Consider the following 25371-nt stretch of genomic DNA (forward strand, 5'->3'; position numbering starts at 1 on the left):
TCTCATTTCAATCGATCAATGATCTCAAGAAAATCCTTGTTTTTGGATTGAAATAAACTTTTCAACAACCGGTTTTTATCCTGTTCGGACAATGATCGGATCATATTGGCAATTTCTTTCTGGTCCATCCGGGCAAATGCCTGCTGAACGGTTGGATTTTCTGATAACGCCTTTGCTCTTTCCATAGCAGATTTCACCTTACCTTGATCCATCCCACGAAAAAGTTCTTCCCAGCTTGACATAAAAGTCTCCTCCTTTTTTTAAAAAAAAGGGGCACGGCATAAACCGCTTTTTATAGTTTCTTAGTGTTTCTGTTACAGTATATGCCGTCCCTTTTCCCAATATGTTTTAATAGAACAATAATAAGAACACTAAAATAAAGAATAATAATGAGGTATCGCCTTTCATGGTGTCGCCCCCTTTCATTTACAAGATATGCCAAATCATTCGTTTTGTTATAAAAAGAGCCCCACACGGAAAGAATATTACTACCAAAATAAAAAGGAGACAGAAGATATGCTTTCTAAAAAAAGAACCCGAAACCAAACTCATAAAACCGGCAATAACAACGAGAACTTTTTCTGGAATTTATTCTTAGAAACCGGCAGAATTGATGCCTATCTTCTGTTAAAAGAGGAAGAAGCCGAACAAAATCAGGAAACGAAACCATAAAAAAACTGTTGCTTGCGCAACAGTTTGTTGTTTGATTGATATTATTTTTTGATAGGATTTCCTTCCCCGTCAAAAAGCGGAAGCGGTTCTAAGTAAATATAATCAGGATTTCCAATAGCGTCGCCTTCTGCTAAGACTGCCATTTTACCCACAATATTACCGCCTGCCAAGGTCACGAGTTTTTCCAAAGCATGAAGAGATTCTCCTGTGCTGATGACATCATCCACAATTAATACCCGTTTGCCTTGAAGCATCTTGGTTTCTCTTTCACCGATACAGAGAATCTGAGTTTTTGCAGTGGTAATTGAATCCACATCTGTAGTAATCAAATTTTTCATATACAGTTTGGGCCCTTTTCTGGCAACCACATAATGATTAACACCTTCCTGACGTGCCATTTCGCAAATCAACGGAATCCCCTTAGCTTCTGCGGTTACCAAAACATCATGTTCAGGTGCTTTTTTTAACAGTTCTCTGGCACAGTTTTCTGTTAACTCCACATCACCGAACATAATAAAGGCTCCGATATTTAAGTTTTCTCCAATAGGGCACAACACTAACTCTCTTGTGCATCCTGCAATAGTCATTTCATAGGCTTCTCTCACGGATATCAACTCCTTTTCTTTATTATACTAAACCAAATTTCATTTTGCAAGAGATTTCTTCATTTTCTTTTGGGTGAAGTCCCTCTTCGGTGGCAACAAACATAACGGGAATATCCCATTCATTCGGAAAAACAGTCTCCGTAATCAATTCAGAAAAGCACAAACCCATGGTATTTCCGACATAATCTGCAAGATAACGGTCATAAAAACCGCCTCCGTAACCCACACGATAATTCTTTTGATCGAAACCAACAGCAGGCACAATCACCAAATCAATTTTGTCTTTGGGAAACATTTCGTTGGAAATTGGTTCCAAAATACCAAATTTGGAAACTGAAAAATCATTTTCTCCCGTTGCTAAAACGGCAATCATTTCCGTTTTGGAAACACATTTGGGAAACAGGCAGGTTTTCCCCATTTTCTGACATTGTTCCCATAATTCTCCGGTATCTGCCTCCCCTTTTGTACTTCGATACAGCATCACGGTTGAAGCGTTTTGAAATACCAAAGAAGAAACAACGTGATTTGTGATACAATGCGATTTTTCTTCTTTTTGAAGCAATTGATTTCTCCGTTCCCGCAAGTTTTTTCTCAGTTCCTCTTTTTCCATCAGAGTACCCTCCTACAAAAAAAGACGGGAATTCCCGTCTTTTTTTATGCACATAACGAAATTATTTCTGTTCGCATTTCTGGTTTGCAACGGTGCAAGAAGTTTTGCAAGCAGACTGACAAGAAGTCTGGCATTCGCCACAACCTTTTTTTGCTAAGTTTTCAGCTAAATTTTTAGTAGTTAAGGTTTTAATCTGTTTCATAATGGTTAATTCCTTTCTTATCTTTTGCGTTTTGTTTTTTTCGCATTTATTCCGAAGATTCCGCCAATCATTGACAAAATCAAAAGAATCAAACTGTTTGGAATGCGGAGAGTTTTTTTCACAATCAAACTAAGGATAAAATACCCCAGAATGAAAATAACTCCAGCCCAAAATCCATTGACAAAACCTTTTCTCTTGGCACGCTTTGCTCCGCGATAGCCGGTGATAAAGGCTGCCAGATAGGTAAGGATTCCGACTATCCAAGGCGCGTACTCTATGGGTAAGGTGAAAACATAAAAGACGAGTGCCGAAATCGCCACCGTACTGATTAAAAACAGCCAGCCTGTGATGGCTGCACCAATCGCCCGTTTACTCACGGAAGAAACACCTTCTCTTTCGGAACCATTCATTCTCTATCACTCCTTATGATATTAGATATCATATCTTATGCGTGATGGAATGAAACTATGCTTTTTCTGATTGTCTTACTTCTTTGATTGCCCATTTGTGTAAAGTAAGAGTGCTTTTTTCATTTTCACTACTTTTGCCGGTTTCAATGATAATAGTAGTATCTTTTATTTGAACCACCTTACCTTCAATACCGCCAATGCTGATGATCTTATTACCTTTTTCTAACGAAGCAACCATTTCATTATGTTTTTTCTTTCTTTTCTTATCGGGCAATATGATTAACAGATAGAAAAAAACTAACATTAAAATCAGCGGCAGAAAAGTTGTAACAGTTGTCATTAATTCTGCAGGCATTCACTTCACCTTCTTTCAAGAACACGTTTTGATTTTCGCATATTATTATACACTATAATCAATAAATTTTCAAGTATTTTTAGGAAATTCTTTCATTTTTCGGCAGATTTTTAAAAAACTAATCTGCTTTATGCCATTTTACTCCTTCGCGAGTATCTTCAATCACAATTCCCATAGCAAGAAGCTCTGCACGAATTTCATCTGCACGGGCAAAATTCTTTTCTTTTTTTGCTTGAGTTCGTTCTGCAATTTTTTCTTCAATCAAAGCCACATCCACATCAGATGATTCTTCTTCTCTTGCAATGTTCAATACACCGGTTAATTCCAAAAGAATCGCTTTTGCAGCTTCCACGTAACCCTTGGTGGCATTTTCTTTGGTTTTGGTGTTGATTTCTCGAACCAGTTCAAAAATGATACCGATAGCTTCTGCAGTGTTTAAATCGTCATCCATTGCGGTGATGAATTTTTCACGGTAGGAATCCAAGGATGCCTGTTCTTCTGCAGTAATCGCAGTGTCCGCCACTTTATCGGATAAGAATTCCAGGTTTTTCATACAGGTTACAATTCTTCCTAAGCCTGTTTTCGCCTGTTCCAACAGTTCATCAGAGAAGTTGATCGGACTTCTGTAATGTGCAGACAGCATAAAGAAACGAAGTACATCATAGGGGAATTTTTCCGCTAAGTCACGAACGGTGAAGAAATTGCCAAGAGATTTAGACATTTTTCTGTTATCAATATTGATGTAGCCATTATGCATCCAGTAGTTTGCGAAAGGAACACCGTTTGCCGCTTCAGACTGTGCAATTTCGTTTTCGTGATGAGGGAAAGACAAATCTTTACCGCCGCAATGAATATCAATGGTTTTACCTAAGTATTCATTCACCATGGCACTGCATTCGATATGCCAACCGGGACGACCTTCTCCCCAAGGACATTCCCAAGCCGGTTCTCCTTCTTTTTTCGCTTTCCAAATAGCAAAGTCCATAGGGTCCTTTTTATCTTCATTCACGTTGATTCTGGCGCCTGCTTCCAGGTCTTCCAAGGGCTGATGAGAGAGCTTTCCGTAATTTTTAAACTTTTTAGTTTCAAAATAAACGTCACCATTTACTTCGTAAGCATACCCTTTCTCAATCAAGGTTTCGCACATTTTGATAATTTGAGGAATGACATCGGTTGCTCTGGGATGAACGTCCGCTTCTTTTACTCCAAGACCTTTGGCATCGGTATAATATTCTTTAATAAAGCGGTCTGCCAGTTCTCTTACGGTGATCCCCTCTTCGTTGGCACGTTTAATCATTTTATCATCAATATCGGTAAAATTCTGCACGAATTTTACGTCATAACCACGATATTCAAAGTATCTTCTTAAGGTATCAAAAATGATAAAAGGACGCGCATTTCCCAAATGGAAATAGTTATACACAGTAGGTCCGCAAGCATAAATTTTTACTTTATTTTCTTCTAAGGGCTTGAATTCCTCTTTTTGCATAGTTAACGTGTTAAAAATTTTCATATTTATTCTCCTTTCAAAGAGTCGGTCTCTTTCAAATCTGCTTCTAATTTCTCAATGCGGGCAAGCATTCTGCAAAGTTCCTGAGATAAGGGGTCCGGGATATGGGTCTGATCTGTTTGCCAATCCGCACCTGAAATTTTGATATTATTGCGAATTACAACTCTGGCAGGAACACCAACACAAGTGCTGTTTTCGGGAACTTCCCGAAGAACCACAGCATTTGCCGCAATTTTGGAATTATCTCCCACGCTAAACGGTCCCAACACTTTAGCACCGCTGCCAATCATTACGTTTTTTCCGATGGTGGGATGACGTTTTCCGGTATCTTTACCGGTACCTCCTAAGGTTACATTCTGATATATGGTGCAACCATCACCAACCTCAGCGGTTTCACCGATCACCACACCCATACCATGGTCTATCATAACGCCCCGACCGATTTTGGCACCCGGATGAATTTCAATCCCGGTAAATAATCGGATAATCTGGGACAAACTACGCGCTAAGAAATAACGTTTTTTCAAATACAACCGATGCGCCGCACGATGCCAGAACAAAGCGTGAATCCCGGGAGAAAGCAAAAATACCTCCAGCTTATTTTTGGCAGCAGGATCTTTCTCAACCACCACATTGATATCCTCTTTCAAACGTCCGAACACATTACATATAGCATCATATACACGGGAAAGTCCTATGGCTGCAACCGGCAGTAACAACACAATTGCCCCATAAGAATAACGCTCCTGCGTTTCCGCCAGCAAATGCAATGCTGCAACCCCCAACACAAAAATACAAAGAAACATTATTGCATTTTTCTCTTGTTTATGCCGCAATCTAACGGCCCCTACAAAAATACCAAGCATCAAAATCAGATGAAATGCATTGGACAGATTTCCGAACTGGAATAATGAATCCCAAAACATAAAGTCATTACTTTGCCGCAGAGATACAGCAGGTTGCATCTGAGTACCCCAGGTAATCCCGAATTTTAAGCACCCCAATTTCAGATTGGAACCAATTCCGTTTTCCCGGTATCTGAAAATTCCTTCGCTCCACAAACGCTGATGCATCTGATCGGGAGTAATGTCAGGGTCATTCATCAATGACCGGGCATAGGAATCATCTGTGACATTCCACCGTCCGTTCGCATCGACATTAGAACCGATATACAAATTATAGCCAATAGGCATATGAGCAATACTCTGTCCGTTAATTCGTTCAATTCCGCGGTATAACCCCGTATTGCACCCCAGATAACATAGACCTGCAAGCATCAGGGATAACAACTGTTTTTTAGAAAACGAGATAAACAACAGATATATCGCAAATGCCAACAGAAGTACCATTCCGCATGGACGGATACAATTGGTAATTGCTGAGATTACACCGAATAAAATGCCGAGTGTAATGCTTCTTTTTTCCTGCAAACGCAGAACAAGATAAAAAAGCACAGTCAATAAGAATGTGGATAAGACTTCCGTTACCAAAAACTCAGAATAGAAAATAAACGAAGGTGAAATCCCGTATAAAAACACGGTAAAATCAGCAATTTTACGGGAAAACAACCGTTTTGCACAAAGATACAACATTACAGCGGTTGCAGTTTCCAGCAACACATTCCCCAGTTGCACAACAAAAACATTGGAACCAAATATGCGGTAACACCAGCTTAACACTTCGGAAAATCCTATAATATGCGGAAAAGAGGAAATGTAAGCATCACTGACGTTTTTTCCCTCTGCCAACAGTTGTGCTGTATCGTGATAAATCTTAAAATCAGAAAACGGTTCCAATTGCAAAAGACAAACTGCCAACAAACGGAACCCGAAACATAAAACAAAAGCTAAAGGAACCCCTCTTTTTTGCTCATGACACTTTTTATAATGTGAAAATCCCAATCCAAAGAATCCCACAGAATAGAAAAAAGGCAACCAGAAAGAACCGCCGTAAAAGGTTTGACTCCCAACGAAGAAACCAGCAAAAGCCGACAGAAATGCCATTGCAGCAAACAACACAAAAAAACATTTAAAAACTGAAGTGGACTTTTGTTGCAAACGGTTCATAGTAGGGTTCTCCTTTCCAAAAATATCTTATTTTATTTATTGTATATGAAAATGAAATAAATGTCAATCTTTTTCTTACAATTGACCGGCATAATGGTGACGGGCAAACATACGGTTCACGGAAGCAAAAATCCGCTTATTTTGGGGTAATGAAAAATCCGGATCAGTTGCTAACAATAATTCTGCCGCTTTTTTTGCGGTGCGGACAGTTTCCATAGTATAAGTCAAGCGACTTAACACTGTAGAAGGAAGACCGTGCTGACGGGTTCCAAAAAACTCTCCCGGTCCCCGATTTTTCAAATCAAATTCGCTGATTTTAAAACCGTCTGTGGTTTTTTCCATAATTTCCAGGCGCTTTCTTGCTTTTTCATCAGAAAGATTTAAAAAACAATAAGATTGCTTATCACTACGCCCTACCCGTCCCCGAAGCTGATGAAGACTGGCAAGACCGAATCGTTCCGCATTTTCTATCACCATCACGGTGGCATTCGGCACATTGACACCCACCTCCACCACAGTGGTAGAAACCAAAACGTGAATGTCACCTTGCAAAAAGGCGTTCATCACGGCATCTTTTTCTTCGGCTTTCATTCTGCCGTGCAACAATCCAACCCGATAGTCTTTCAGGGAGGTTGTTTGCAATTCTTCCTGCAGGCGAATAGCATCCTCCAATTCCATGGTTTCACTTTCTTCAATGAGCGGACAAACCACAAACGCCTGGTTCCCCTTGACCAGTTCTTTTTTCACAAACTGATACACATTGTCACGCTGTTTTTCTCCTGCAATTCTCGTCTTAACAGGGATTCTGCCGCGGGGCAATTCATCAATGACGGAAACATCTAAGTCTCCATAAATAATCAGTGCCAAAGTTCTGGGAATGGGGGTTGCAGTCATCACCAAACAATGGGGATTTTCGCCTTTTTCCGTCAGTACAGAACGTGCTTTCACGCCGAATCGGTGTTGTTCATCGGTAATCACCAATCCTAATTTATGAAACTGCACTTTATCATATAACAGTGCATGGGTACCAATTACTAACGAAACATCTCCTGCTGCAAGACCCGAAATCACACTGTCTTTTTCTTTTTTCTTCATAGAAGCAACCAAAAGCTCCACCGATAGCCCGAATTCTTCTAAATAGGGCTTCAATCCTTCGTAATGCTGACGGGCAAGAATTTCAGTAGGCGCCATCAACACTGCCTGATAACCGCTTTTTGCACAAATCAGCATTGACATAGCGGCAACCATGGTTTTACCGCTACCCACATCTCCTTGCACCAAACGGTTCATCTGATGCCCTGCTTTAAAATCAGCGCAAATTTCTCTGGTAACATGTTTTTGGGCATTCGTTAAGGAAAAAGGAAGTTTCCCGGCGAATTCTTCTGCAATTTTATAGTTGGTAAGTTTTGGTCCGGCAGCTTTTTTCTGCCGCAATTTGATTTTTCCGAGTCCCAACATCAGATAAAACAATTCTTCAAAAGCAAGACGTTTTTTGGCCGCCGCAAGTTCCTCTTCTCCCCTTGGAAAATGAATGTTCTCCAAAGCATACAAAAGCTCACAAAGATGATATTCTTTGCGGATTTCCATAGGTAGAGTTTCTGTAAGTTGTTCTTTGGCAAGCTTCAAACATTCATAAGCAATTTTTTGCACAACCCCTTGGGTTAATCCTTTTGTAAGAGCGTATCTAGGGATATAATTTTCTGAAAAATTGCCGGACGGAATCTCTTTTTGCACGGCAGGATTGGTCATTTCCACATAACCGATTCTTCTGCTCACTTTCCCCGATAAGGTGACTGTTTTACCAACCATCAATTTGTTAATCAAGTACTTCTGATTAAAAAAAGTAACCTTCACTTCTCCCGTTTCGTCCTCACACAAAAGCTGAATCAACGTAAGATTCTGACGGACACGTCGGGTAGAAACATCTAAAATCCGAACGGTAACGGTAGCAAGTTCCTCTTCCCGAAGCTCAGAAACTGTTTTCACATTCATACGGTTTTCATAATTTTTGGGAAAATAATAGAGCATATCGGCAACCGAAAAAATGCCAAGCTTTTGAAAATACACAAGCCTGGCATCGGAAACTCCTGATATATTAGAAATGGGAATCGAAAACAGGTTCATAACGTCCTCTTTTTCAAAAATTCTAACCTTCAAAGTTTTCGGTTTATTTGGGTTTATTTGGGTTTATTTCATTTTTCCTGAATCACTCTAAGGAAACAAAGTAGTAGTACACGGGCTGGTCACCGCGATAGAAAGAGAAATCAATCTCCTTATATTTTTTGGTTAAGGTTTTTTCTAAGCTTTCCATTTCTTCACTGTTCACATCAGCACCTGCATACACAGTTACCATAGAAACCGTGTCATCACAAAGTTTTTCAATCACAGAAGCACAAACCTTGTTGTAATCCTTACCTTTGGTCAGAATAGAGCTTCCGCTTAATGCCATAATTTCTCCTTCTTTGATTTCAATGTTATCAAACACGGAATCTCTTACAGCATAAGTAATCTGCGCAGATTTCAAGGATGCAATAATATCTTTCATCTGCCCCAGATTTTCCTCGGGAGACTGGGTTTCATCAAAGCCAACCATACAGGGCAAAACGTCTGACATATTGGTAGTGGGAATTACCACCATCTGACCATCATAGAGTTCTGCTGCCTGCTCTGCTGCCAGAATAATATTTTTATTATTGGGGAACACGTAAACCACATCTGCATTGGTGCGGTTTGCAGCGTTTAAAATATCATCGGAAGAGGGATTCATAGACTGACCGCCGGAAACGATATGTTCAATGCCAAGTTCTTTATAAATGTTGGCAAAACCTTCTCCTGCTGCAACTGCAACAAAAGCAAAGGGTTGACGTTCCGCAGGAATAGCGTTCTGAATATTTTCATTCTGATATTTCATATTATCGATTTTAATATCGATAAGACTACCGATTTTTAATGCTTCTGAAATTACGATACCGGGATCGTTGGTATGAATATGCACTTTGATGATATCTTCCATTGCAACCACAACAATAGAATCGCCCAAGCCTTCATAACGCTGAGTCAGCTGATTTTTCTTACGCTCAGGATTCTGAATAATAAACTCGGTACAATACTGGAAGTTCACGTTTTCGTGATTATCAGAGAATACTTCTGCAGTTTTGGCAACTTCTGCTACCGCTTCCTCCGGCATAATACCGGATTTATAGTAATTTGCCATACCTTCAATAATATAGCAAATCCCCTTACCTCCGGAGTCTACCACACCTGCCTGCTTCAACTTGGGAAGCATTTCAGGAGTTTGAGCCAAGGCATCATAGGAAGCACGAACTGCTTCGGTAAAGAGCATTTCCATATCGGTAATTTCATCTTTGATTTCAGTTAAATGCTCTGCCGTCATACGAATAACGGTTAAGATAGTACCCTCGGTAGGTTTCATAATTGCTTCGTAAGCAGTTTTGGAACCTAACCGGAAGGCATCAACCATATCTGCAACTTCCAGCTCCTTTTTCCCCTTTGCAGCTTTAGCCATCCCTCTTAAAATCTGGGAAAGAATAACACCGGAGTTCCCTCTTGCACCGCGAAGTGCAGACATAGAAACACCATCTAACACGTTGCTTGCAGATTCCGTGCGGCTATGTGCTGCAGATGCTGCAGAAGTGAAAGTCATAGACATATTGGTTCCGGTATCACCGTCGGGTACCGGGAACACATTTAAGGCATTGAGTTCCTCTTTATTATTACATAAATGGATTTTGGCTGCCGTAATCATATTGGCAAGCAATTCTCCATTGATTTTTTTATCCATTAACGTTTTCTCCCTTTTCAAAGTTGAAGCTATGGTAAATAAAATCGGTTATTTATTCACCACAATATCGTCCACACAAACGGTAACATCCTTAATGATGGCATCCGTCATTTTTTCCACAGCATAGGTAATATCCTGCTTCACATTTTCTGCCAACACTTTAATGTTGACACCGTAAGTCACCTTGATATGAATCTCGATACTGACTGTGTTATCACGGCAAACCACTTTAATTCCTTTTCGTAAGCTTTCGCCACCAAACATCCGTTTTAAAACTTCGGCTTTGCTCTTTTCGCACATACCAACCACACCGTAGCAATGGGTTGCAACGTGGCCTGCAATTTCTTCAATAGCTTTTTCAGTTACAATAATTTCGCCTACATCGCTCAATTTTTTTAACGGCATATTAATAACCATCCTTTCTCATATTTTCTATCAAACAAACCGTAGCCGGTTTTCTTATTTTCAAACTTATAATACTTTATTTAAGAACGCTTTTGTTCTTTCATGAACAGGATTAGAGAAAATCTCATCCGGAGTTCCTTCTTCTAAGATTTTTCCTCCATCCATAAAGATTACTCTGTCGGCAACTTCACGGGCAAAACCCATTTCGTGAGTTACCACAAGCATAGTCATTCCATCTTTCGCCAATTTTTTCATAACATCCAACACCTCGCCAACCATTTCGGGGTCTAAAGCGGAAGTGGGTTCATCAAACAGCATCACCTCAGGTTCCATGCACAATGCACGAACAATGGCAACACGCTGTTTCTGTCCGCCGGACAACTGAGAGGGATATGCGTTGGCTCTGTCTTCCAAACCAACTACCCGAAGTAATTCCAACGCCTTTTTTTCAGCTTCTTCTTTACTTACCTTTTTGATTTTAATAGGAGCAATTGTCATATTGCCCAGAATTGTCATATGCGGAAATAAATTAAAATGCTGGAATACCATTCCCATTTTCTGACGATGTGCATTAATATCATTTTTGGGGTCCGCAATGTCTGTTCCGCCAAAGTTAATCACTCCGGCAGTAGGCATTTCCAAAAGATTTAAAGAACGAAGAAAGGTGGACTTCCCGCAACCGGAAGGTCCGATGATAACAATTACTTCCCCTTTACGCACATCCAAATCAATCCCATTGAGAGCTTTGATGGTCTGCCCTTTATAGTATTTTTTCAAGCCTCGAATTTCAATCTGATTATTTTTCTGATTACTTTTCACTGTTGCGAAGTCTCCTTTCCAGTCTACCGGTTAAATAGGTGAGCAACATAACCAATATCAAATAAATTGCAGCAACTGCAAGCAACGGCATAAACGCAGAAAAGGTTCGCCCTCTGATAATGTCTCCACCTTTCGTCAAATCCACAATTCCAACATAACCGGAAACAGAGGTTTCCTTCAACAAAGCAATAAATTCATTTAACAGAGTTGGTAACACACTTTTAAATACCTGGGGAATGATAATATAGAGCATTGTTTGCAGATAATTAAAGCCAAGCGATCTGCCCGCTTCAAACTGACCATTGTCAATTGACATAATTCCGCCTCTTAAAATTTCGGCAACGTATGCACCGGAATTAATACCGAATGCAATAGAAGCAACCATAACGCCGTTGGTGGTGAAACTGAAGATAATAAAATAGGCAATCAAAAGCTGCACAACAACCGGCGTACCGCGGAAAACAGTCAGGTAAATCTTACTAATAGCATTTAATATTTTCAGTAAATAATACCCAAAACTTTTCGTTCTCGCCATAGCTTCATAATTTTTGTCATATGTGGAACGGATAATGGCCACAATGACACCAATTACAGTGCCGATTAACACTGCATAAAAAGCAATGGTCAGCGTTTTTCCTAATCCGTTAACCAAATATTTCCAACGAGAATCTGTTACAAAATTTAAAATAAACTGCTCTTTTAATGACAAAAAAACCAACTCCATATGTAGCTTTGACGTTGTGCCGCAAAGGGCACAACGTCATTATTTTACACGATTTCTTAAAATTATTCAGCGCTGATGTACTTATCCAGGATTTTCTGAACAGTACCGTCTGCAATCAATTCGTTCAAAGCAGTGTTCACTTTTTCTAAAAGTTCATTATTATCTTTGGAAATACAGATTGCATAATCTTCAACCGCATATTCGGTTTCCAGAATAGTGAGTCCTTCATTTGCGTCAACAAAGGAAATTGCAGGCTGATTGTCGATAATTACACAATCAACTTTACCGCTGGTTAAAGCAGCAACTGCATCAGCACCTTTGTTGAACGGAATTACAAATTCATCACCGTACTGATCTCCTGCATAAATATGACCAGTGGTATCCTGCTGTACACCGATTTTTTTGCCTTCGATGTCATCTAAAGTGGTGATTTCAGAACCTTCTTTTACAATAACAGACTGAATACCGGTTGCATAACTGTCAGTAAAGTTAACACTTTTTTTACGTTCGTCAGTTACAGTCAATCCTGCCATACCCATATCGTATTTACCGGTCTGAACACCAGCAACGATAGATCCGAATTCGGTATCCTGGATTTCTAAAGTCATACCAATTTTGTCTGCAATTGCCTGTGCAATTTCAGCATCGATACCTACGATTTTATCACCTTCGTAAAATTCGTAGGGAGGGAATGCTGCGTTGGTTGCCATTACCAGCTTGTTGTCATCTTTTGCACCGCAACCGGTGAAGAGAGACAGCAACATTACTGCCGCTAATAACAATGTAATGAGTTTTTTCATGTTCTTTTCCTCCTTGCACAAAAGTGCATTTTAATATTTTTTATAAATTTTCTATAATATTATACTATAACAAGGGAATTTTTTCAATAGATTTTAAAAAATTTATTCCGTTTTTTGTATTTTTATTACAATTGGCCAAAAACTTCGGATAAATTTTAAAAAGAACCGACCAAATAACCATTCTATAAAGCAATTTTTACGGAAGATGCATACTCAGAAGGAGTCATTTGCGCAATTTTTTTAAACTGCTTGGAAAAATAGTGAATGCTATCATAAGCTAAAATGTTGGCAATCTGCGTAAAGTTGTAGTTATCTTCACGAATCAGCATTTTGGCACGTTCAATTTTTAAGTAATTAAAATACTGCATAACCCCCATCCCCGTCTTTTCTTTAAAGAGCATCTTAAGGCCGGTACTGTTGGTTTTGGAATATTTTAACACATCCGAAAAACTTAATGTGTTTCCGATATTTTCGTTTAAAAATTCAATCACATCTTCTACAATGTCATTGTCCATTCGTTCTTTTAACACGGAAAGAGATTTTTTGGGCGTATAAGAAATAGAATTGTTCCGATACAATGACAAAAGAAATTGGGTCAAGCCCAACAGAATCATCTGTTCTGCACCAAAAGAGGCTCCACCTTTTCGTTTCAGACCGTGTGCGAAAGGATCATTTAACGGTGTCTGAAAGGCTTTTGTGGCTTCCTTGATAATGGAAGAAAGCAGGTTTTTTTCTTCCTTGGTCACGTGGAACACCTTATTTTGAAAAAAACTCATAGCTTTGGATTTACATTCAAAAGAAACGATGGCAATATTGGGAGCGATCACCCCGTTGGAATAGACGTTATGAAATTCTCCCGGCTTGTGAAAGAGCACATCCCCTTGTTGCAACCGATGGGTATTATCTTCAGCAATAGCGTTGATTTCTCCTTTGTCCACATAGATAAATTCCCAGAAATCGTGTTTCTCACCAATAAATTTAAAATCTTTGGCATATTCCAGATAGTGAATGGTGACCACATTTTTAATCACAAATTCTTCTTTCAAACGAAGCGGAATATAAGTTTGTTCTTCTAACATTCAGGCTTCACCCCACCTTGTTTTGCATATTCCTGAAGCTCCTCTAAAATGGCAAACACAGGAAGCCCCACCACATTATCAAAATCGCCCTCAATTTTTTTCACGAATTTTGATGCAATCCCCTGGATAGCATACGATCCGGCCTTATCAAAGGGTTCACCCGTGTTGATATAGGCAGCAATCTCTTCCTCGGTGATGGGATAAAAATATACCTTGGTTTCACAAACTTTTTTCTGATAGGCAACCTTTTCTTTCGCTACATACGCTAAGGTTACTCCCGTAAATACGCTATGTGCCTTTCCCGAAAGAAGCTGAAGCATCCGACGAGCATCCGCCTCATCTACCGGTTTTCCGAAAATTTCATTGTCCAGAGCAACCACGGTATCTGCCGCAACCACCAATACCTCTTCTCCCAAAAATGCCTGTGCGGCACTTTGAGCTTTCCGGTAAGAAAGCTCTGCCACCAATTCATTGGGAGCCATATCTTCAGAAACTGTTTCATCCGCATCTGTTACATATACCGTGAATGCAATCCCTTCTCTTGCCAGAAGTTCTTTCCGTCTGGGAGATTGGGATGCCAAAATAATCTTTGCCTGATTCATTGTGATTCCTCCGTGCATATATCTTCTTTGAAAATCATAACACACTTTGCAAAAAAAGTCAACCAAATTTACCAACAAAATAACATGCACAAAAGGGTTGTCATACTTTTGGACAGCCTCACATATAGTGATAAAAACGAGGTGAACTTCATGATACACACAGCACTGCAACAAAATAAACACACACTCCTTGATGTGCTTCCCGATTACCTTACGGAATATTTTACCAACAACACCGAAGAAATCCGAATCCGAAGAAACCGTCCTGTGATTTTTTTGGAACATAACCGGGAACTGTTGACGCCCTACCGATTTCAAGGACAGGAAATGGAAGAACTGGTAGACCGCTTGACAGAAGGAACTTTCAGCACCTATTTTGACTCCATCAAAGAAGGATATATCACCTTAAAAGGCGGACATCGTGTGGGAATTTCCGGCACAGCGGTTTATGAAGGAAACAAGCTTACTTATTTAAAAGATATCTCTTCGGTAAATATCCGGATCGCACGAGAGATAACCGATTCTGCAGACCGTTTGTTTCAAGCAGTAGGACATTTCAATCCCCTTCCGGGAATTCTGATTGTTTCACCCCCGGGCCACGGAAAAACAACCCTGCTTCGTGACTTTATTCGTCAACTATCCGAAAAACGTGCCGGAATGCGAGTATCTGTGGTTGATGAACGAGGTGAAATTGCAGCTACCTATCATGGAGATATGCAAAACAATTTAGGAAGCCGATGTGACATTTTGAATGGCTACACCAAGGAAGACGGCATCCGCATGGCAATCCGAAGTCTTTCACCGAACGTCATTGCAGTGGATGAAATCGGAACCGCAAAGGACGAAGATGGGCTACTTTATGCGTATCATGCAGGAGTATCGGTTGTGGCAACCATTCATGGAGACAGCAGTCAAAACTTCCGAAAAAACATTCAGAAGCTGACCGAAGAAAGCGTATTTTCTTATGAAGTGTATCTTTCTAAAAACTGCTCTTCTGACCGCATTTTGCAAATCAAAAGAATAGACGGTGAATAACATGATGAAAATGTGGGGACTAGTGCTTCTTGCAACAGCAGATGTCCTGTTGGTTCATTACCTTGTGGAGAGAAAGAAAAAAACAATACGTTGTTTAAGAGAAATGATTGGATTTTCCGGCGGTGTTACCTATGGAATCACCGAGTGGAAGCGAACCTTGGAAAAAGCAATGATGCAGGAAAAGCATCAGGGAATGTTCCCAAAACTGTTTCAGGAAAAATTGATAAGCTACCGCACAGAACTTTCCCTGCGAGAAGCCATCAACAAAGCATTAGAGGAACTTCCCCTTCCCTATGAAGCTGCGGAACTCTTCTCTTGCTATTTCGCAAATTTAGGAAAATCCACCAAAAAGTATACAGAGGAGCAGTTCAGACATACAAAAAAACGATTGGAAGAAATGCTCCAAAGTTTGAGAGAAGATCTTCCCAAAACCAAAAAAATCATATCAGCAGGAGTATATTCCATCAGTGGGATGATAGCAATTTTATTACTGTGAGAGGAATGGTTATGAACGTTGAATTAATTTTTAAAATTGCAGCAATCGGCATCATTGTTGCCATCTTAAACCAACTGCTTTCCAAGTCGGGACGGGATGAACAAGCCACCATGGTTACCCTTGCGGGACTTGTGGTGGTGCTCATTGTGATTGTGCAGGAAATTGCTTATTTATTTGAAACAATCAAAAGTCTGTTTGGGTTTTAATACATCAATATACCCGGAAAAGGAGTCGCTATGGATACGGTTTCCAAACTGATGGGCATCGCTTTTATCGGTGCCATATCTGCGGTGTTTTTACGGGAAAAGACACCGCAGTTTTCTATGATAATTGCTTTGGTAACAGGCATCGTGATATTTTCACTGATTGCAAATGAGCTGACAAGCATTATAAATACCGTCACTGAATTTATGAATGATTCGGGTCTGGATAACGAAGCCGTTTCCGCTGTATTAAAAATTCTCGGAATTGGCATCGGAGCAGAATATTTTTGTAACGTGATTGCCGATGCAGGAGAAACTGCCATTGCCAAAAAAGCAGAATTTTCCGCCAAAGTGGTAATTATGATGCTTCTGCTGCCTCTGCTCGGAAAGGTTGTGGACACTGTATGGTCGCTGTTCGGATAAGACGTTTGATATGCTGGGGACTGATGGTCCTGATGCTGTTTTCCGCCTCACAAACCGTGTGGGCAAATGATACAGATGAAACAGAACTGTCCGATTTATCTTTTCAATCTGTGTGGGAAACCATCAAAGAAATGCTTTGGGGAGAATTTGTTTTATTACGCTTGAAAATTCCCACATTGATAATTCTCATCATCCTTGTCGGAATTAAAAACTGCATGGACTTCCCTCTCAGCTTAAATCGAACTGTTCACCTGGGAATCTTTTGCACCATGGCACTATGCTCGGGAGAATTGTTCCGAGAATTATCAGAAGTTGCTGAGAATTGCATCACTCACCTTTCTGAACTGATGTATCTGACAATCCCTGTATTAACCGGATTGGTTGCCAACGGCGGAAAAATGCTCAGTGCCGTGAAATCTACTTATTTTATGCTGGGGTTTATGAATCTTTTGGTGTTTTTTATGAAAAATATTTTTCTACCGGGAATTTTTATCTATTTTATGTGCACCGTTTTAAGTCCCCTGTTGGAAAAAGATTATTTTGGGGCAATCAAGCAAGTAATTCTCTGGAGTGTCAAAACAGTTCTCCCTATTTTAATCGGTATTTTTCTGACGGTATTTTCTCTGCTGACCACAGTCACCAAAGCATCGGATTCTCTGACACTGCAATCTGCCAAAATGGCACTGGGAAACTGCATTCCGTTTTTAGGAAACACCTTAAGCAGTTCCGGTGAATATCTGATTCAGACCTTAAGCCACATCAAATCAAAAACCGGTCTGGCAGGTGTGTTTACTGCATCTTATGTGTTTTTATCTCCTTTGGTCAAATTGGTGGCTGGACTGTTAACCTTTCAAGGGCTTTCGGTCTGTTCCGGTTTTTTATCGGACGATAAAACCACTCAGTTTTTTCAGGACACTGCCACCAGTCTGGGAATGCTGACAGGCGTAGTGGCAACCGTGTCTGTCATTTCCGTGTTGGGGATTATGGTTTTAATCGGCATTTAAAAAGGATGTGATCGCTTGGCGGAATGGATTTCCAACTTAAAACAAATTGTCATGATTGTTTTGATATGCGAATTTTTAAAAGAACTGTTCTCAACGGATTCTTTTCGGAAATATGTGCAATTTGCCATCAATCTGCTCTTGTTTTTATTCTTATTTTGCTCCTTGTTCCGCATTGATTTTACACTTCCGGAATTTGATTTTTCCGTTTTGGAAACCGAAAACGAAAATCTTGTGATGAAAGAATACGAAACGCAGATTGCCATATCCATCCGGGAAGAACTCACCGGTAACGGTATCGATATTTCTGACGTTTCGGTTCAATTAAACGAGCAATATGAAATTATTTCAGCAACCGTGTTTTCATCGGAAGACCCTGCGAAAATCTATCAAATACTGAAAGGAGAATTCCCCTATGAAGTGGTTTCCCCCACTGAAACAACGTTGGCAGAAGATCCCTAAATCTCAAAAAATTAAACTGATTCTGATGCTCTTTATTTTGGGTATTATTTTTCTTTTATTTCCTTCTTCCGAAAAAAAAGCATCAAAACCCCAACCTGCGAATATGATAAACCAACAGAACTTGCCAACCCAAGAATTGGAAACTCTGCTGACGGAAATTACCGGTAACAAAGTGAAGGTGCTGGTCTCTTATGCAGACTCTGGCACGGTGGAAGTTGTTTCGGAAGAAACCATCACCTCCGAAACAAACAACGCCAACGGTGATACGCAAGAGAAAAAAGACCGAAAACCGGTGTTAGACGGAAACAAACAGGTACAAATCAAAAACAAGCAGAATCCCCGCATCAAGGGGGTTTGCATCTTCTATTTCGGCGCATACCAAAAAGAAACGGAAGAACTGCTTTATCGGGCAGCAAAAGGCTCTTTGGGCGCTGATTATCATACCGTGGAGGTGATTTTTGAGACTTATCCAAATCGATAACCAAACAATCTGAAAGGAGAACAAAAAATGATTTTATTACATAAGCGAAAAATTGCAGCGGTGGTTTGCACAGCTCTTTTGGCAACTGCAGGTGTAGTCAATTATATCAACCACTCAGAATCTCAATCGGTTTCCTTAACCATCCCCCCTGCCAACGAAAGCTACGAAGATGAAACCACTTACGGAGAAGCAAGATATGTATCCTCGGATGTTTCTTTGGAAAAAGAGAGAAGCCAAGCCGTTTCCGTATTGCAAATTGTATCCGAAGATGAAGATGCAGATCCCCAAAAAAGGGCAGAGGCACAGGAAGAAATTATCCGAATTGCCAAGGATATGGAACATGAAACACTTACCAAACGCCTGCTTAGTGAAAAGGGCTTTGAGAATGTCAGTGTGTTGATAAATTCACCGGATGCCACTGTAAGCGTAAAATCCGACGGTTTATCTCAGCAGGATATTGCCAAAATCCGTGATGTTATGAAAACAGAAGCCGGAATCGAGCCGAAAAACTTAAAAATCATGGAAACAAACTAACGAAAATAAAGAAAAAAAATGACCTTGCAAACGAAAGGTTATCTTTGGTATTCTTTGGTAGAGTAGTGTCAATTTGAATTTTGAGGTGATAATATGAATCTTACCAAAGAAGAAAAAGCAAAATACGAGGGATATAACCGCGCCTACAATCTTTACAGTCCCCGTCCAACAACCTATGATGCAAAGGCTGCAAAACAACGAAAAAAAGAGGAAGAAGACAAGAAAAAACGTACAGAAAAACTCTTAACCCGTTTGGGACAGCTGAAAAAATCTGCCGTAAAACGCGGAATGTATAACCAAAAAATATACCAGGCTCAAGTGGAAAAGGAATCTCAAAATGTCTGAATCACTTGCACTGTTTGTATGTAATGAATTTAACGACAGAAAAGAAAAGAGAAGCTCTCTGGAGCTAAAATGGAATTTGAATATCAATTTCTTAAACGGAAATCAGTATTGCGATGTGGATTACAACGGCAGAAAAATCTATTCGGTAGAAAAACTTTACGACTATCAGGAACGTGCCGTTTACAATAACATTGCACCCATTATGGAAACCAGAGTGGCTAAGCTCTCAGGAGTGGTTCCCCAAATCGGAGCCACCACAGACAGCTCCGATTTAAACGATATTGCCAACGCTAAAATTTCCACAGTTGTTTTAAACACCGTTTCCAAGCAATTAAATTTTGCTGAAAAAATTGCCAATGCAGTTTCCATTTCAGAAATGCTGGGAACAGTATTTTATAAAACAATTTGGCAAAAGGACCAGGGAGATTTTCTGTATTTGGACGGTGAGGAGCCTATCAAAGCCGGTGAGGTAGACACCGTAGTGTTAAGTCCTTATGAAATTTATCCCGAAAGTCTATACACCGAGCAAATTGCAGATCAAAGAAGCATTATCCATGCCCATCCGTATCATGTAGACGAAATTAAAGAGCAGTTCGGGCAGGGATTAAAGGGACATCCTGTAAATCTGTTTTCTATGACCAACGTAACCAATGTTACGGGTGGTCTCGGTTGGACAGGCAGTTTGGAAAGCGTGGGACAAGAGGTGAAAGACGGCTATGATATTGTGTTGGAATACTACGAAAAACCCACCAAAAAACATCCTGACGGACGTCTTCTGATTGTGGCATACTATAATCAGGTGTTGCTTTACCAAGGTCCTCTCCCCTATTTGAATGCCAAGTACCAAACCAGAAGCTATCCGTTTGTGAAACAAGTATCTGTGAACAGACCTGGGTGTTTTTTTGGCTCCAGTATCATTGAACGTTTAATTCCCATTCAAAGAGACTACAATGCCATTCAGAACCGTATCAACGAATATTTAAACCGTGCTGCTCTGGGAATTCCGGTAATTGAAGACGGCAGCGTGGACGTGGACAGCTTGGAATACTACGGAATGCCTCCCGGTATGCCTATTGTGTACTTACGAGGAAGCGAACCGCCCCGTTTTATGGATACCCCTGCCCTGCCATACAGCTTTTTATCCAAGCAAGATCGTCTGGAAGAAGCATTTGTATCCATTTCAGGGATTTCAGAATTGTCACGGTATTCCTCGGTACCGACCAATGTGACCTCGGGAACCGCCCTGTCCATTTTGTCTCAACAGGATGACAACCGTCTGGCTGTCAGTGCAGAAAATATCCGAAATGCCGTGCTGGAAGTGGCAAAACAATGGTTACGGCTATACCGTCAGTTTGCATTGTTTGAAAGAATGCTGCACTTGGGCGGTGATGACACAGACAACGCTCTCATTCGTTGGAGTAAAACCAATCTGTTGCCGGAACAATTGGAATTAACCACCCAGAATGAAATTGAAAACTCTCTTGCGGTAAAACGGGAGCTGATTCGGGAGCTGTATGCCATGGGACTTTTCACAGATCCGAAAACCGGAATAATCACCCCCTCAGCAAAATCTAAAATTTTATCTATGTTAAAAATGGGTGATTGGGAAAACAAGATGGAAACCGAAACCCTTCACACAACCAAAGCAGCCCGCGAAAATTTAAAAATGCGTGAAAAAATCTCTTGCCCGGTAAAAGCAAGAGACCAACACGAAATTCACATTGAGGAACACACCAAATACCTGATGACTCAGGAATTTGAAGAATTGGAAGAAAAAGACCCCAAAGTTGGCGAACTGTTTGAAAATCATTTAAAAGAACACGAAGCATATCTTTTCAAAAATAATGAAAAATCTTGTTAGAAGGTATATTTACCATCCATTTGGAATATACTTTTCATAGGAAAACATGATGAAAGGCGGAATCCTGATGGAAAAATTAATTAAAAAAATTGCAGCATTATTTCAAAAGCCTGAAGAAAACCCTTCTGTTGATGCAGTTATGGAAGCACGGCAAGAGGTTGCGATTGCGTGGAACAAATTTAACGAAGCAACCATGGATGAATATATCGACATTGCCATTATGAATTTAAACTTAGCAAAAAAGCGTTTGGATGTTGCGATCAAAGAATCCAAGGAAGCCGTCGGAACCCATTCTTAAACCATTTCTATCTCAATTTTTTAAATCCTCTCTTAAGAAAAAAGGAACTGCCCCAAAAGAGCAGTTCCTTTTTTCATTACAGTTCGCTTTTTAATCCGCAGTCATACGGAATGGAACGAAGGAATTCTTCCTCGTTTAAATCATAAGGAATTTCTATGTAAAACACATAAGTAAACATTCCGTTTTTCTTAACCACATTGGTATCAAAAACAATGATTTTGTTGTCCTGAAAACGTTCTTTAATCACGTCTGCATTCTCAATGTTTTTGACAGTGAGAATCTTACTTCTCGGTTTGGCAGTAAATCTGCCGCGAAAATGCAAAATGGTTTGTGCCAATAAAATCAGCAATGTGCCGGCAACACCAACCACATACATACCACAGCCGATTGCCATACCGATACCTGCAGTTGCCCAGATCCCTGCAGCAGTGGTCAAACCACTGATCATCTGATGCTTCACAAATACCATGCCGGCACCCAAAAAACCAATCCCGCTGACAATCTGCGCCGCAATACGGGCAGGATCACGGGTAGTAACGCCTTCAATGTTCATAAAGCCATAAATGGAAACCAACATCATAAGGCAGGATGCAATCGCTACAATACAGTGAGTTCGAAGCCCCGCTTCTTTGGCACGGTTGGTTCTTTCAAAACCGATAACTACACCACACAAACCTGCAACAACCAGTCGCACAAGATACAGCAAACTCTGATTTGAAAAAATCTGATTCATATTTTTCCCTCCTTTCATCAGTAGATTCCGATAGCAAAAAAAGGGCTTTTCTCTGATTCCCCTATTTTATGCTAATGATATGCTCAACTGATGAAAGTTATGCGTTGTAATGCTGGAGCATGTTTTCCCGAATTTGCCACAAATCGGGGGATAAATCCACATAATAGGTATGCGGATTTTCAAATCGGGTGACTTCATCCCAAAGGGTTGCCACCTCTTTTTGGCAATAATCTTTTAACTCCTTTAATGTGGGAGAGGTATACACCTGTTTTCCCTTTTCAAAAATCGGAGTCAACAATTTTCTTGCAGTAAAGTTGGTTACTTTTTTTCGTTTCCAGGTAAACTGAGGATCGAATAATTCATATTCAGTTACCCCATCAAAATTTTCGTCATGCTTGGTGATAACATCTGCAATTGCCTTTCCTGTTTCGTTGGAATAAAGGCGATATAAGCTCTTAAAGCCGGGAATGGTAATTTTGGCAACATTTTCCGATAGCTTGATTTTCGGAATTTCTTCCCCGTCACGAAATACAGATACCAATTTATACACACCGCCGAATACCGGTTCGGATTTGGATGTGATAAGGCGTTCCCCAACCCCGAAAGTATCCACTTTTGCACCCTGATTTAGCATATCACGGATAATATGTTCGTCCAAAGAGTTTGATGCCACAATTTTTACATCGGGATATCCTGCATCATCCAACATTTTTCGCGCTTTCTTGGATAAGTAGGTAATATCACCGCTGTCAATACGAATTCCCTTGGGACGAAATCCTTTGGGAACTACCTCTGTATCAAATGCTTTAATGGCATTGGGAATCCCTGATTTTAACACATTATAAGTATCCACAAGCAAGGTGCAATCAGCAGGATAACATCTTGCATAAGTCTGAAATGCTTCCAGTTCAGTATCAAACATCTGCACCCAGCTATGAGCCATAGTACCCAAAGCGGGAATATCAAAAAGCTGGTCGGTTACAGTGCAGGCAGTTCCTGCACATCCGCCGATATAAGCAGCTCTTGCACCGTAAATGGCACCGTCATACCCCTGGGCACGGCGGGAACCAAATTCCATAACCGCTCTGCCCTCGGAAGCCTGCACAATTCTGTTTGCTTTGGTAGCAATCAAAGACTGATGGTTCACGGTTAATAACAACATGGTTTCCATCAGCTGTGCTTCAATCACGGGTCCGCGAACAGTCACTACGGGCTCCATAGGGAAAATAGGGGTTCCTTCAGGAATTGCCCAAACAGAGCAGGAAAAAGAAAAGTTTGCAAGGTAATCTAAAAATTCTTCCGAAAAAATACCTTTTGTGCGCAGATACTCCACGTCTTCTTTCGAAAAATGCAGATTGTTGATATATTCGATCATCTGCTCCAAACCTGCCATAATGGCATAGCCACCGTCGTTTGGAACTTTTCTGAAAAACAAATCAAAGGCAACTTCAGTGTCTTTCATTCCGTTTTTGAAATAGCCATTTGACATGGTGAATTCGTAAAAGTCAGTCAGCATGGATAAATTAATGTTCGGATTAAATTTCATAGAATGCACCTTCTTATTCGTCTCCCGATTCCAGTAATTCCGGAACATCGGGTAATATCTTTTTGGTTTCTTCTTCAGATAAGGAAGAAACACTGTTTAACTTTCTCTGGATGGCACGAGTTCTTACTCCTACCAATTTTTCCAGTTCTCCATGTGCCTGATCCAAACGCTGCTGTGCAGATTTGATTACATCGGAGAATTTCTGGAATTCTGATTTCACAGCCCCCAACACATTCCATACTTCACCGGAACGTTTCTGAATGGCAAGAGTTTTAAAGCCCATCTGCAGGCTCTGTAAGAATGCACAAATGGTGGTGGGACCTGCAATATTCACTTTATAATCACGCTGCAACACTTCCACCATACCGTGACGTACCACTTCGGCATAAAGCCCTTCCACAGGCAAAAACATAATGGCAAAATCGGTGGTTTCCGGAGGTGATATGTATTTTTCGCTAATGTCTTTGGCAAACTGCTTGATACGGCGATCCAAAGCAGTTTTTGCGGTTTCAATCTGTGCAGTATCGCCACTGTCATAAGCATCGGTGAGTTGCGTATAGGCATCCACAGGGAATTTTGCATCAATGGGCAGATATAAAGGTTCCGTTCCGTCACCGGGTAAGCGGATGGCAAATTCCACCACATTGGCACTTCCCTTTTTCACTGCTACATTGGTTTCATACTGGTCAGGGGAAAACATCTGCTCCAAAATGGCACCAAGTTGAATCTCTCCTAAAATACCACGGGTTTTCACATTGGAAAGCACTTTCTTTAAATCACCCACACCGGAAGCTAAGGTCTTCATTTCTCCTAACCCTTTATACACTTCTTCCAGCCGTTCTGATACCAATTGGAAGGATTTCCCGATACGGTCCTCCAAGGTTTTCTGCAATTTCTCGTCCACAGTTTCCCGCATTTTTTCCAGTTTTTTATTGTTATCTTCCTGCATATGGGTGAGTTTATTTTCCACCGTTTCACGAATCTGCTCCAATTTTTTCTCATTGTTCAAAGAAAACTGATTGAGCCGTTCTTCGGAAGATTTTAGCCGTTCGGACACATCCTTTTGAAAGGATTCAAAACGATTATTCAAATCTTTGATACGGGCATCCTGATGCTCTGCACTCTGTTTCTGAGATTCCGATAACATATCGGACATATTTTTTAACTGATTGGTTAATTCCATCCGAAGAGTGGAAAAATCATTTTGATTGTTTCTTCCTGTTAAAAGCACAATCAAAAGAACCACAATCACAACAGATAATAATAAAAGGACATATTCCATCAAAGAAGCT

General features: G+C 40.4%; 31 protein-coding genes. 12 read left to right on the top strand and 19 right to left on the bottom strand.

Annotation, left to right across the window (positions count from 1 at the left end):
* Positions 1–2: 2 nt before the first annotated feature.
* The gene (locus E7413_05315) at positions 3–242 is read right to left on the bottom strand and encodes a hypothetical protein (protein ID MBE7019275.1); all 240 of its coding nucleotides are present in this window, start codon (positions 240–242) and stop codon (positions 3–5) included.
* Positions 243–516: 274 nt separating this feature from the next.
* On the opposite strand from E7413_05315, the gene E7413_05320 reads away from it, so the two are divergent.
* Entirely contained in the window at positions 517–672 is a 156-nt protein-coding gene (locus E7413_05320; protein ID MBE7019276.1) for a YqzL family protein, read from the top strand.
* Positions 673–713: 41 nt separating this feature from the next.
* Here E7413_05320 and E7413_05325 read toward each other — a convergent pair whose 3' ends face one another.
* The 15 genes from E7413_05325 to maf form a co-directional block, all read right to left on the bottom strand.
* Positions 714–1259, bottom strand: coding sequence for an adenine phosphoribosyltransferase (locus E7413_05325; GenBank protein ID MBE7019277.1), 546 nt, complete (start codon positions 1257–1259; stop codon positions 714–716).
* Positions 1260–1299: 40 nt separating this feature from the next.
* The gene (locus E7413_05330; GenBank protein MBE7019278.1) at positions 1300–1887 is read right to left on the bottom strand and encodes a 5-formyltetrahydrofolate cyclo-ligase; all 588 of its coding nucleotides are present in this window, start codon (positions 1885–1887) and stop codon (positions 1300–1302) included.
* A 61-nt stretch (positions 1888–1948) separates the two neighbouring features.
* Positions 1949–2089, bottom strand: a complete 141-nt coding sequence (gene scfA / locus E7413_05335; GenBank protein MBE7019279.1) for a six-cysteine peptide SCIFF — start codon at positions 2087–2089, stop codon at positions 1949–1951.
* A gap of 17 nt (positions 2090–2106) precedes the next feature.
* Positions 2107–2499 carry a TIGR04086 family membrane protein gene (locus tag E7413_05340; GenBank protein ID MBE7019280.1) on the bottom strand — a complete coding sequence of 131 codons (393 nt, stop codon included), beginning with the start codon at positions 2497–2499 and terminating at the stop codon, positions 2107–2109.
* Between the two features lie 55 nt (positions 2500–2554).
* Entirely contained in the window at positions 2555–2854 is a 300-nt protein-coding gene (gene yajC / locus E7413_05345; protein MBE7019281.1) for a preprotein translocase subunit YajC, read from the bottom strand.
* A gap of 118 nt (positions 2855–2972) precedes the next feature.
* A complete protein-coding gene (locus tag E7413_05350) occupies positions 2973–4367 on the bottom strand; it encodes a cysteine--tRNA ligase (GenBank protein ID MBE7019282.1) in 1395 nt (464 codons plus the stop codon).
* Positions 4368–4369: 2 nt separating this feature from the next.
* Positions 4370–6430, bottom strand: a complete 2061-nt coding sequence (gene cysE, locus E7413_05355) for a serine O-acetyltransferase (GenBank protein MBE7019283.1) — start codon at positions 6428–6430, stop codon at positions 4370–4372.
* A 75-nt stretch (positions 6431–6505) separates the two neighbouring features.
* Positions 6506–8554, bottom strand: coding sequence for an ATP-dependent DNA helicase RecG (gene recG, locus E7413_05360; protein MBE7019284.1), 2049 nt, complete (start codon positions 8552–8554; stop codon positions 6506–6508).
* Positions 8555–8636: 82 nt separating this feature from the next.
* On the bottom strand, positions 8637–10232 hold the full coding sequence (locus E7413_05365) for a DAK2 domain-containing protein (protein MBE7019285.1): 1596 nt from the start codon (positions 10230–10232) through the stop codon (positions 8637–8639).
* A gap of 48 nt (positions 10233–10280) precedes the next feature.
* A complete protein-coding gene (locus E7413_05370; protein MBE7019286.1) occupies positions 10281–10649 on the bottom strand; it encodes an Asp23/Gls24 family envelope stress response protein in 369 nt (122 codons plus the stop codon).
* A 54-nt stretch (positions 10650–10703) separates the two neighbouring features.
* Positions 10704–11456, bottom strand: a complete 753-nt coding sequence (locus E7413_05375) for an amino acid ABC transporter ATP-binding protein (protein ID MBE7019287.1) — start codon at positions 11454–11456, stop codon at positions 10704–10706.
* Positions 11446–12180 carry an amino acid ABC transporter permease gene (locus E7413_05380; protein ID MBE7019288.1) on the bottom strand — a complete coding sequence of 245 codons (735 nt, stop codon included), beginning with the start codon at positions 12178–12180 and terminating at the stop codon, positions 11446–11448. Before E7413_05380 ends, E7413_05375 begins: the two co-directional genes overlap by 11 nt.
* Positions 12181–12242: 62 nt before the next feature.
* Entirely contained in the window at positions 12243–12980 is a 738-nt protein-coding gene (locus E7413_05385; protein MBE7019289.1) for an amino acid ABC transporter substrate-binding protein, read from the bottom strand.
* Positions 12981–13162: 182 nt separating this feature from the next.
* Entirely contained in the window at positions 13163–14059 is an 897-nt protein-coding gene (locus E7413_05390) for a helix-turn-helix domain-containing protein (GenBank protein ID MBE7019290.1), read from the bottom strand.
* The gene (maf, locus tag E7413_05395) at positions 14053–14661 is read right to left on the bottom strand and encodes a septum formation protein Maf (GenBank protein ID MBE7019291.1); all 609 of its coding nucleotides are present in this window, start codon (positions 14659–14661) and stop codon (positions 14053–14055) included. Before maf ends, E7413_05390 begins: the two co-directional genes overlap by 7 nt.
* Positions 14662–14745: 84 nt before the next feature.
* Here maf and E7413_05400 point away from each other — a divergent pair, with 84 nt between their 5' ends.
* The 11 genes from E7413_05400 to E7413_05450 all read left to right on the top strand — a co-directional run bounded on the left by E7413_05400 (position 14746) and on the right by E7413_05450 (position 21800).
* Entirely contained in the window at positions 14746–15696 is a 951-nt protein-coding gene (locus E7413_05400; GenBank protein ID MBE7019292.1) for a stage III sporulation protein AA, read from the top strand.
* A 1-nt stretch (position 15697) separates the two neighbouring features.
* On the top strand, positions 15698–16192 hold the full coding sequence (locus E7413_05405; GenBank protein ID MBE7019293.1) for a hypothetical protein: 495 nt from the start codon (positions 15698–15700) through the stop codon (positions 16190–16192).
* Positions 16193–16203: 11 nt separating this feature from the next.
* Positions 16204–16398 (top strand): stage III sporulation protein AC, encoded by a 195-nt coding sequence (gene spoIIIAC, locus E7413_05410; GenBank protein ID MBE7019294.1) that lies wholly within the window; start codon positions 16204–16206, stop codon positions 16396–16398.
* A 30-nt stretch (positions 16399–16428) separates the two neighbouring features.
* On the top strand, positions 16429–16818 hold the full coding sequence (locus E7413_05415) for a hypothetical protein (protein ID MBE7019295.1): 390 nt from the start codon (positions 16429–16431) through the stop codon (positions 16816–16818).
* The gene (locus E7413_05420) at positions 16800–17822 is read left to right on the top strand and encodes a hypothetical protein (GenBank protein ID MBE7019296.1); all 1023 of its coding nucleotides are present in this window, start codon (positions 16800–16802) and stop codon (positions 17820–17822) included. Before E7413_05415 ends, E7413_05420 begins: the two co-directional genes overlap by 19 nt.
* 15 nt (positions 17823–17837) lie before the next feature.
* A complete protein-coding gene (locus E7413_05425) occupies positions 17838–18281 on the top strand; it encodes a hypothetical protein (GenBank protein ID MBE7019297.1) in 444 nt (147 codons plus the stop codon).
* Entirely contained in the window at positions 18235–18762 is a 528-nt protein-coding gene (locus E7413_05430) for a hypothetical protein (GenBank protein ID MBE7019298.1), read from the top strand. The genes E7413_05425 and E7413_05430 overlap by 47 nt, the downstream gene beginning before the upstream one ends.
* 27 nt (positions 18763–18789) lie before the next feature.
* Positions 18790–19296, top strand: a complete 507-nt coding sequence (locus tag E7413_05435) for a SpoIIIAH-like family protein (GenBank protein ID MBE7019299.1) — start codon at positions 18790–18792, stop codon at positions 19294–19296.
* Positions 19297–19389: 93 nt separating this feature from the next.
* Positions 19390–19641, top strand: coding sequence for a hypothetical protein (locus E7413_05440; protein ID MBE7019300.1), 252 nt, complete (start codon positions 19390–19392; stop codon positions 19639–19641).
* The gene (locus tag E7413_05445) at positions 19634–21502 is read left to right on the top strand and encodes a hypothetical protein (GenBank protein ID MBE7019301.1); all 1869 of its coding nucleotides are present in this window, start codon (positions 19634–19636) and stop codon (positions 21500–21502) included. Before E7413_05440 ends, E7413_05445 begins: the two co-directional genes overlap by 8 nt.
* A 67-nt stretch (positions 21503–21569) precedes the next feature.
* Positions 21570–21800, top strand: coding sequence for a hypothetical protein (locus E7413_05450; protein ID MBE7019302.1), 231 nt, complete (start codon positions 21570–21572; stop codon positions 21798–21800).
* Between the two features lie 76 nt (positions 21801–21876).
* Here the strand turns inward: E7413_05450 and E7413_05455 are convergent, their stop codons facing one another.
* The 3 genes from E7413_05455 to rmuC all read right to left on the bottom strand — a co-directional run bounded on the left by E7413_05455 (position 21877) and on the right by rmuC (position 25361).
* A complete protein-coding gene (locus E7413_05455; GenBank protein ID MBE7019303.1) occupies positions 21877–22533 on the bottom strand; it encodes an MgtC/SapB family protein in 657 nt (218 codons plus the stop codon).
* A 97-nt stretch (positions 22534–22630) separates the two neighbouring features.
* On the bottom strand, positions 22631–24079 hold the full coding sequence (locus tag E7413_05460; GenBank protein ID MBE7019304.1) for a nicotinate phosphoribosyltransferase: 1449 nt from the start codon (positions 24077–24079) through the stop codon (positions 22631–22633).
* Positions 24080–24092: 13 nt separating this feature from the next.
* Complete coding sequence (gene rmuC / locus E7413_05465) at positions 24093–25361, bottom strand: DNA recombination protein RmuC (GenBank protein MBE7019305.1); 1269 nt, start codon at positions 25359–25361, stop codon at positions 24093–24095.
* Positions 25362–25371: the final 10 nt, after the last annotated feature.

It is taken from the genome of Oscillospiraceae bacterium (genome assembly GCA_015068645.1).
GTDB lineage: Bacteria > Bacillota > Clostridia > UMGS1840 > UMGS1840 > SIG452.

Excerpts from the sequence above, each read along its gene's own strand:
- E7413_05315 (MBE7019275.1), bottom strand. The coding sequence starts at position 242 with ATGTCAAGCTGGGAAGAACTTTTTCGTGGGATGGATCAAGGTAAGGTG.
- E7413_05320 (MBE7019276.1), top strand. The coding sequence starts at position 517 with ATGCTTTCTAAAAAAAGAACCCGAAACCAAACTCATAAAACCGGCAAT.
- E7413_05325 (MBE7019277.1), bottom strand. The coding sequence starts at position 1,259 with ATGACTATTGCAGGATGCACAAGAGAGTTAGTGTTGTGCCCTATTGGA.
- E7413_05330 (MBE7019278.1), bottom strand. The coding sequence starts at position 1,887 with ATGGAAAAAGAGGAACTGAGAAAAAACTTGCGGGAACGGAGAAATCAA.
- scfA (MBE7019279.1), bottom strand. The coding sequence starts at position 2,089 with ATGAAACAGATTAAAACCTTAACTACTAAAAATTTAGCTGAAAACTTA.
- E7413_05340 (MBE7019280.1), bottom strand. The coding sequence starts at position 2,499 with ATGAATGGTTCCGAAAGAGAAGGTGTTTCTTCCGTGAGTAAACGGGCG.
- yajC (MBE7019281.1), bottom strand. The coding sequence starts at position 2,854 with ATGCCTGCAGAATTAATGACAACTGTTACAACTTTTCTGCCGCTGATT.
- E7413_05350 (MBE7019282.1), bottom strand. The coding sequence starts at position 4,367 with ATGAAAATTTTTAACACGTTAACTATGCAAAAAGAGGAATTCAAGCCC.
- cysE (MBE7019283.1), bottom strand. The coding sequence starts at position 6,430 with ATGAACCGTTTGCAACAAAAGTCCACTTCAGTTTTTAAATGTTTTTTT.
- recG (MBE7019284.1), bottom strand. The coding sequence starts at position 8,554 with ATGAACCTGTTTTCGATTCCCATTTCTAATATATCAGGAGTTTCCGAT.
- E7413_05365 (MBE7019285.1), bottom strand. The coding sequence starts at position 10,232 with ATGGATAAAAAAATCAATGGAGAATTGCTTGCCAATATGATTACGGCA.
- E7413_05370 (MBE7019286.1), bottom strand. The coding sequence starts at position 10,649 with ATGGTTATTAATATGCCGTTAAAAAAATTGAGCGATGTAGGCGAAATT.
- E7413_05380 (MBE7019288.1), bottom strand. The coding sequence starts at position 12,180 with ATGGAGTTGGTTTTTTTGTCATTAAAAGAGCAGTTTATTTTAAATTTT.
- E7413_05385 (MBE7019289.1), bottom strand. The coding sequence starts at position 12,980 with ATGAAAAAACTCATTACATTGTTATTAGCGGCAGTAATGTTGCTGTCT.
- E7413_05390 (MBE7019290.1), bottom strand. The coding sequence starts at position 14,059 with ATGTTAGAAGAACAAACTTATATTCCGCTTCGTTTGAAAGAAGAATTT.
- maf (MBE7019291.1), bottom strand. The coding sequence starts at position 14,661 with ATGAATCAGGCAAAGATTATTTTGGCATCCCAATCTCCCAGACGGAAA.
- E7413_05400 (MBE7019292.1), top strand. The coding sequence starts at position 14,746 with ATGCACAAAAGGGTTGTCATACTTTTGGACAGCCTCACATATAGTGAT.
- E7413_05405 (MBE7019293.1), top strand. The coding sequence starts at position 15,698 with ATGATGAAAATGTGGGGACTAGTGCTTCTTGCAACAGCAGATGTCCTG.
- spoIIIAC (MBE7019294.1), top strand. The coding sequence starts at position 16,204 with ATGAACGTTGAATTAATTTTTAAAATTGCAGCAATCGGCATCATTGTT.
- E7413_05415 (MBE7019295.1), top strand. The coding sequence starts at position 16,429 with ATGGATACGGTTTCCAAACTGATGGGCATCGCTTTTATCGGTGCCATA.
- E7413_05420 (MBE7019296.1), top strand. The coding sequence starts at position 16,800 with ATGGTCGCTGTTCGGATAAGACGTTTGATATGCTGGGGACTGATGGTC.
- E7413_05430 (MBE7019298.1), top strand. The coding sequence starts at position 18,235 with ATGAAGTGGTTTCCCCCACTGAAACAACGTTGGCAGAAGATCCCTAAA.
- E7413_05435 (MBE7019299.1), top strand. The coding sequence starts at position 18,790 with ATGATTTTATTACATAAGCGAAAAATTGCAGCGGTGGTTTGCACAGCT.
- E7413_05440 (MBE7019300.1), top strand. The coding sequence starts at position 19,390 with ATGAATCTTACCAAAGAAGAAAAAGCAAAATACGAGGGATATAACCGC.
- E7413_05445 (MBE7019301.1), top strand. The coding sequence starts at position 19,634 with ATGTCTGAATCACTTGCACTGTTTGTATGTAATGAATTTAACGACAGA.
- E7413_05450 (MBE7019302.1), top strand. The coding sequence starts at position 21,570 with ATGGAAAAATTAATTAAAAAAATTGCAGCATTATTTCAAAAGCCTGAA.
- E7413_05455 (MBE7019303.1), bottom strand. The coding sequence starts at position 22,533 with ATGAATCAGATTTTTTCAAATCAGAGTTTGCTGTATCTTGTGCGACTG.
- E7413_05460 (MBE7019304.1), bottom strand. The coding sequence starts at position 24,079 with ATGAAATTTAATCCGAACATTAATTTATCCATGCTGACTGACTTTTAC.
- rmuC (MBE7019305.1), bottom strand. The coding sequence starts at position 25,361 with ATGGAATATGTCCTTTTATTATTATCTGTTGTGATTGTGGTTCTTTTG.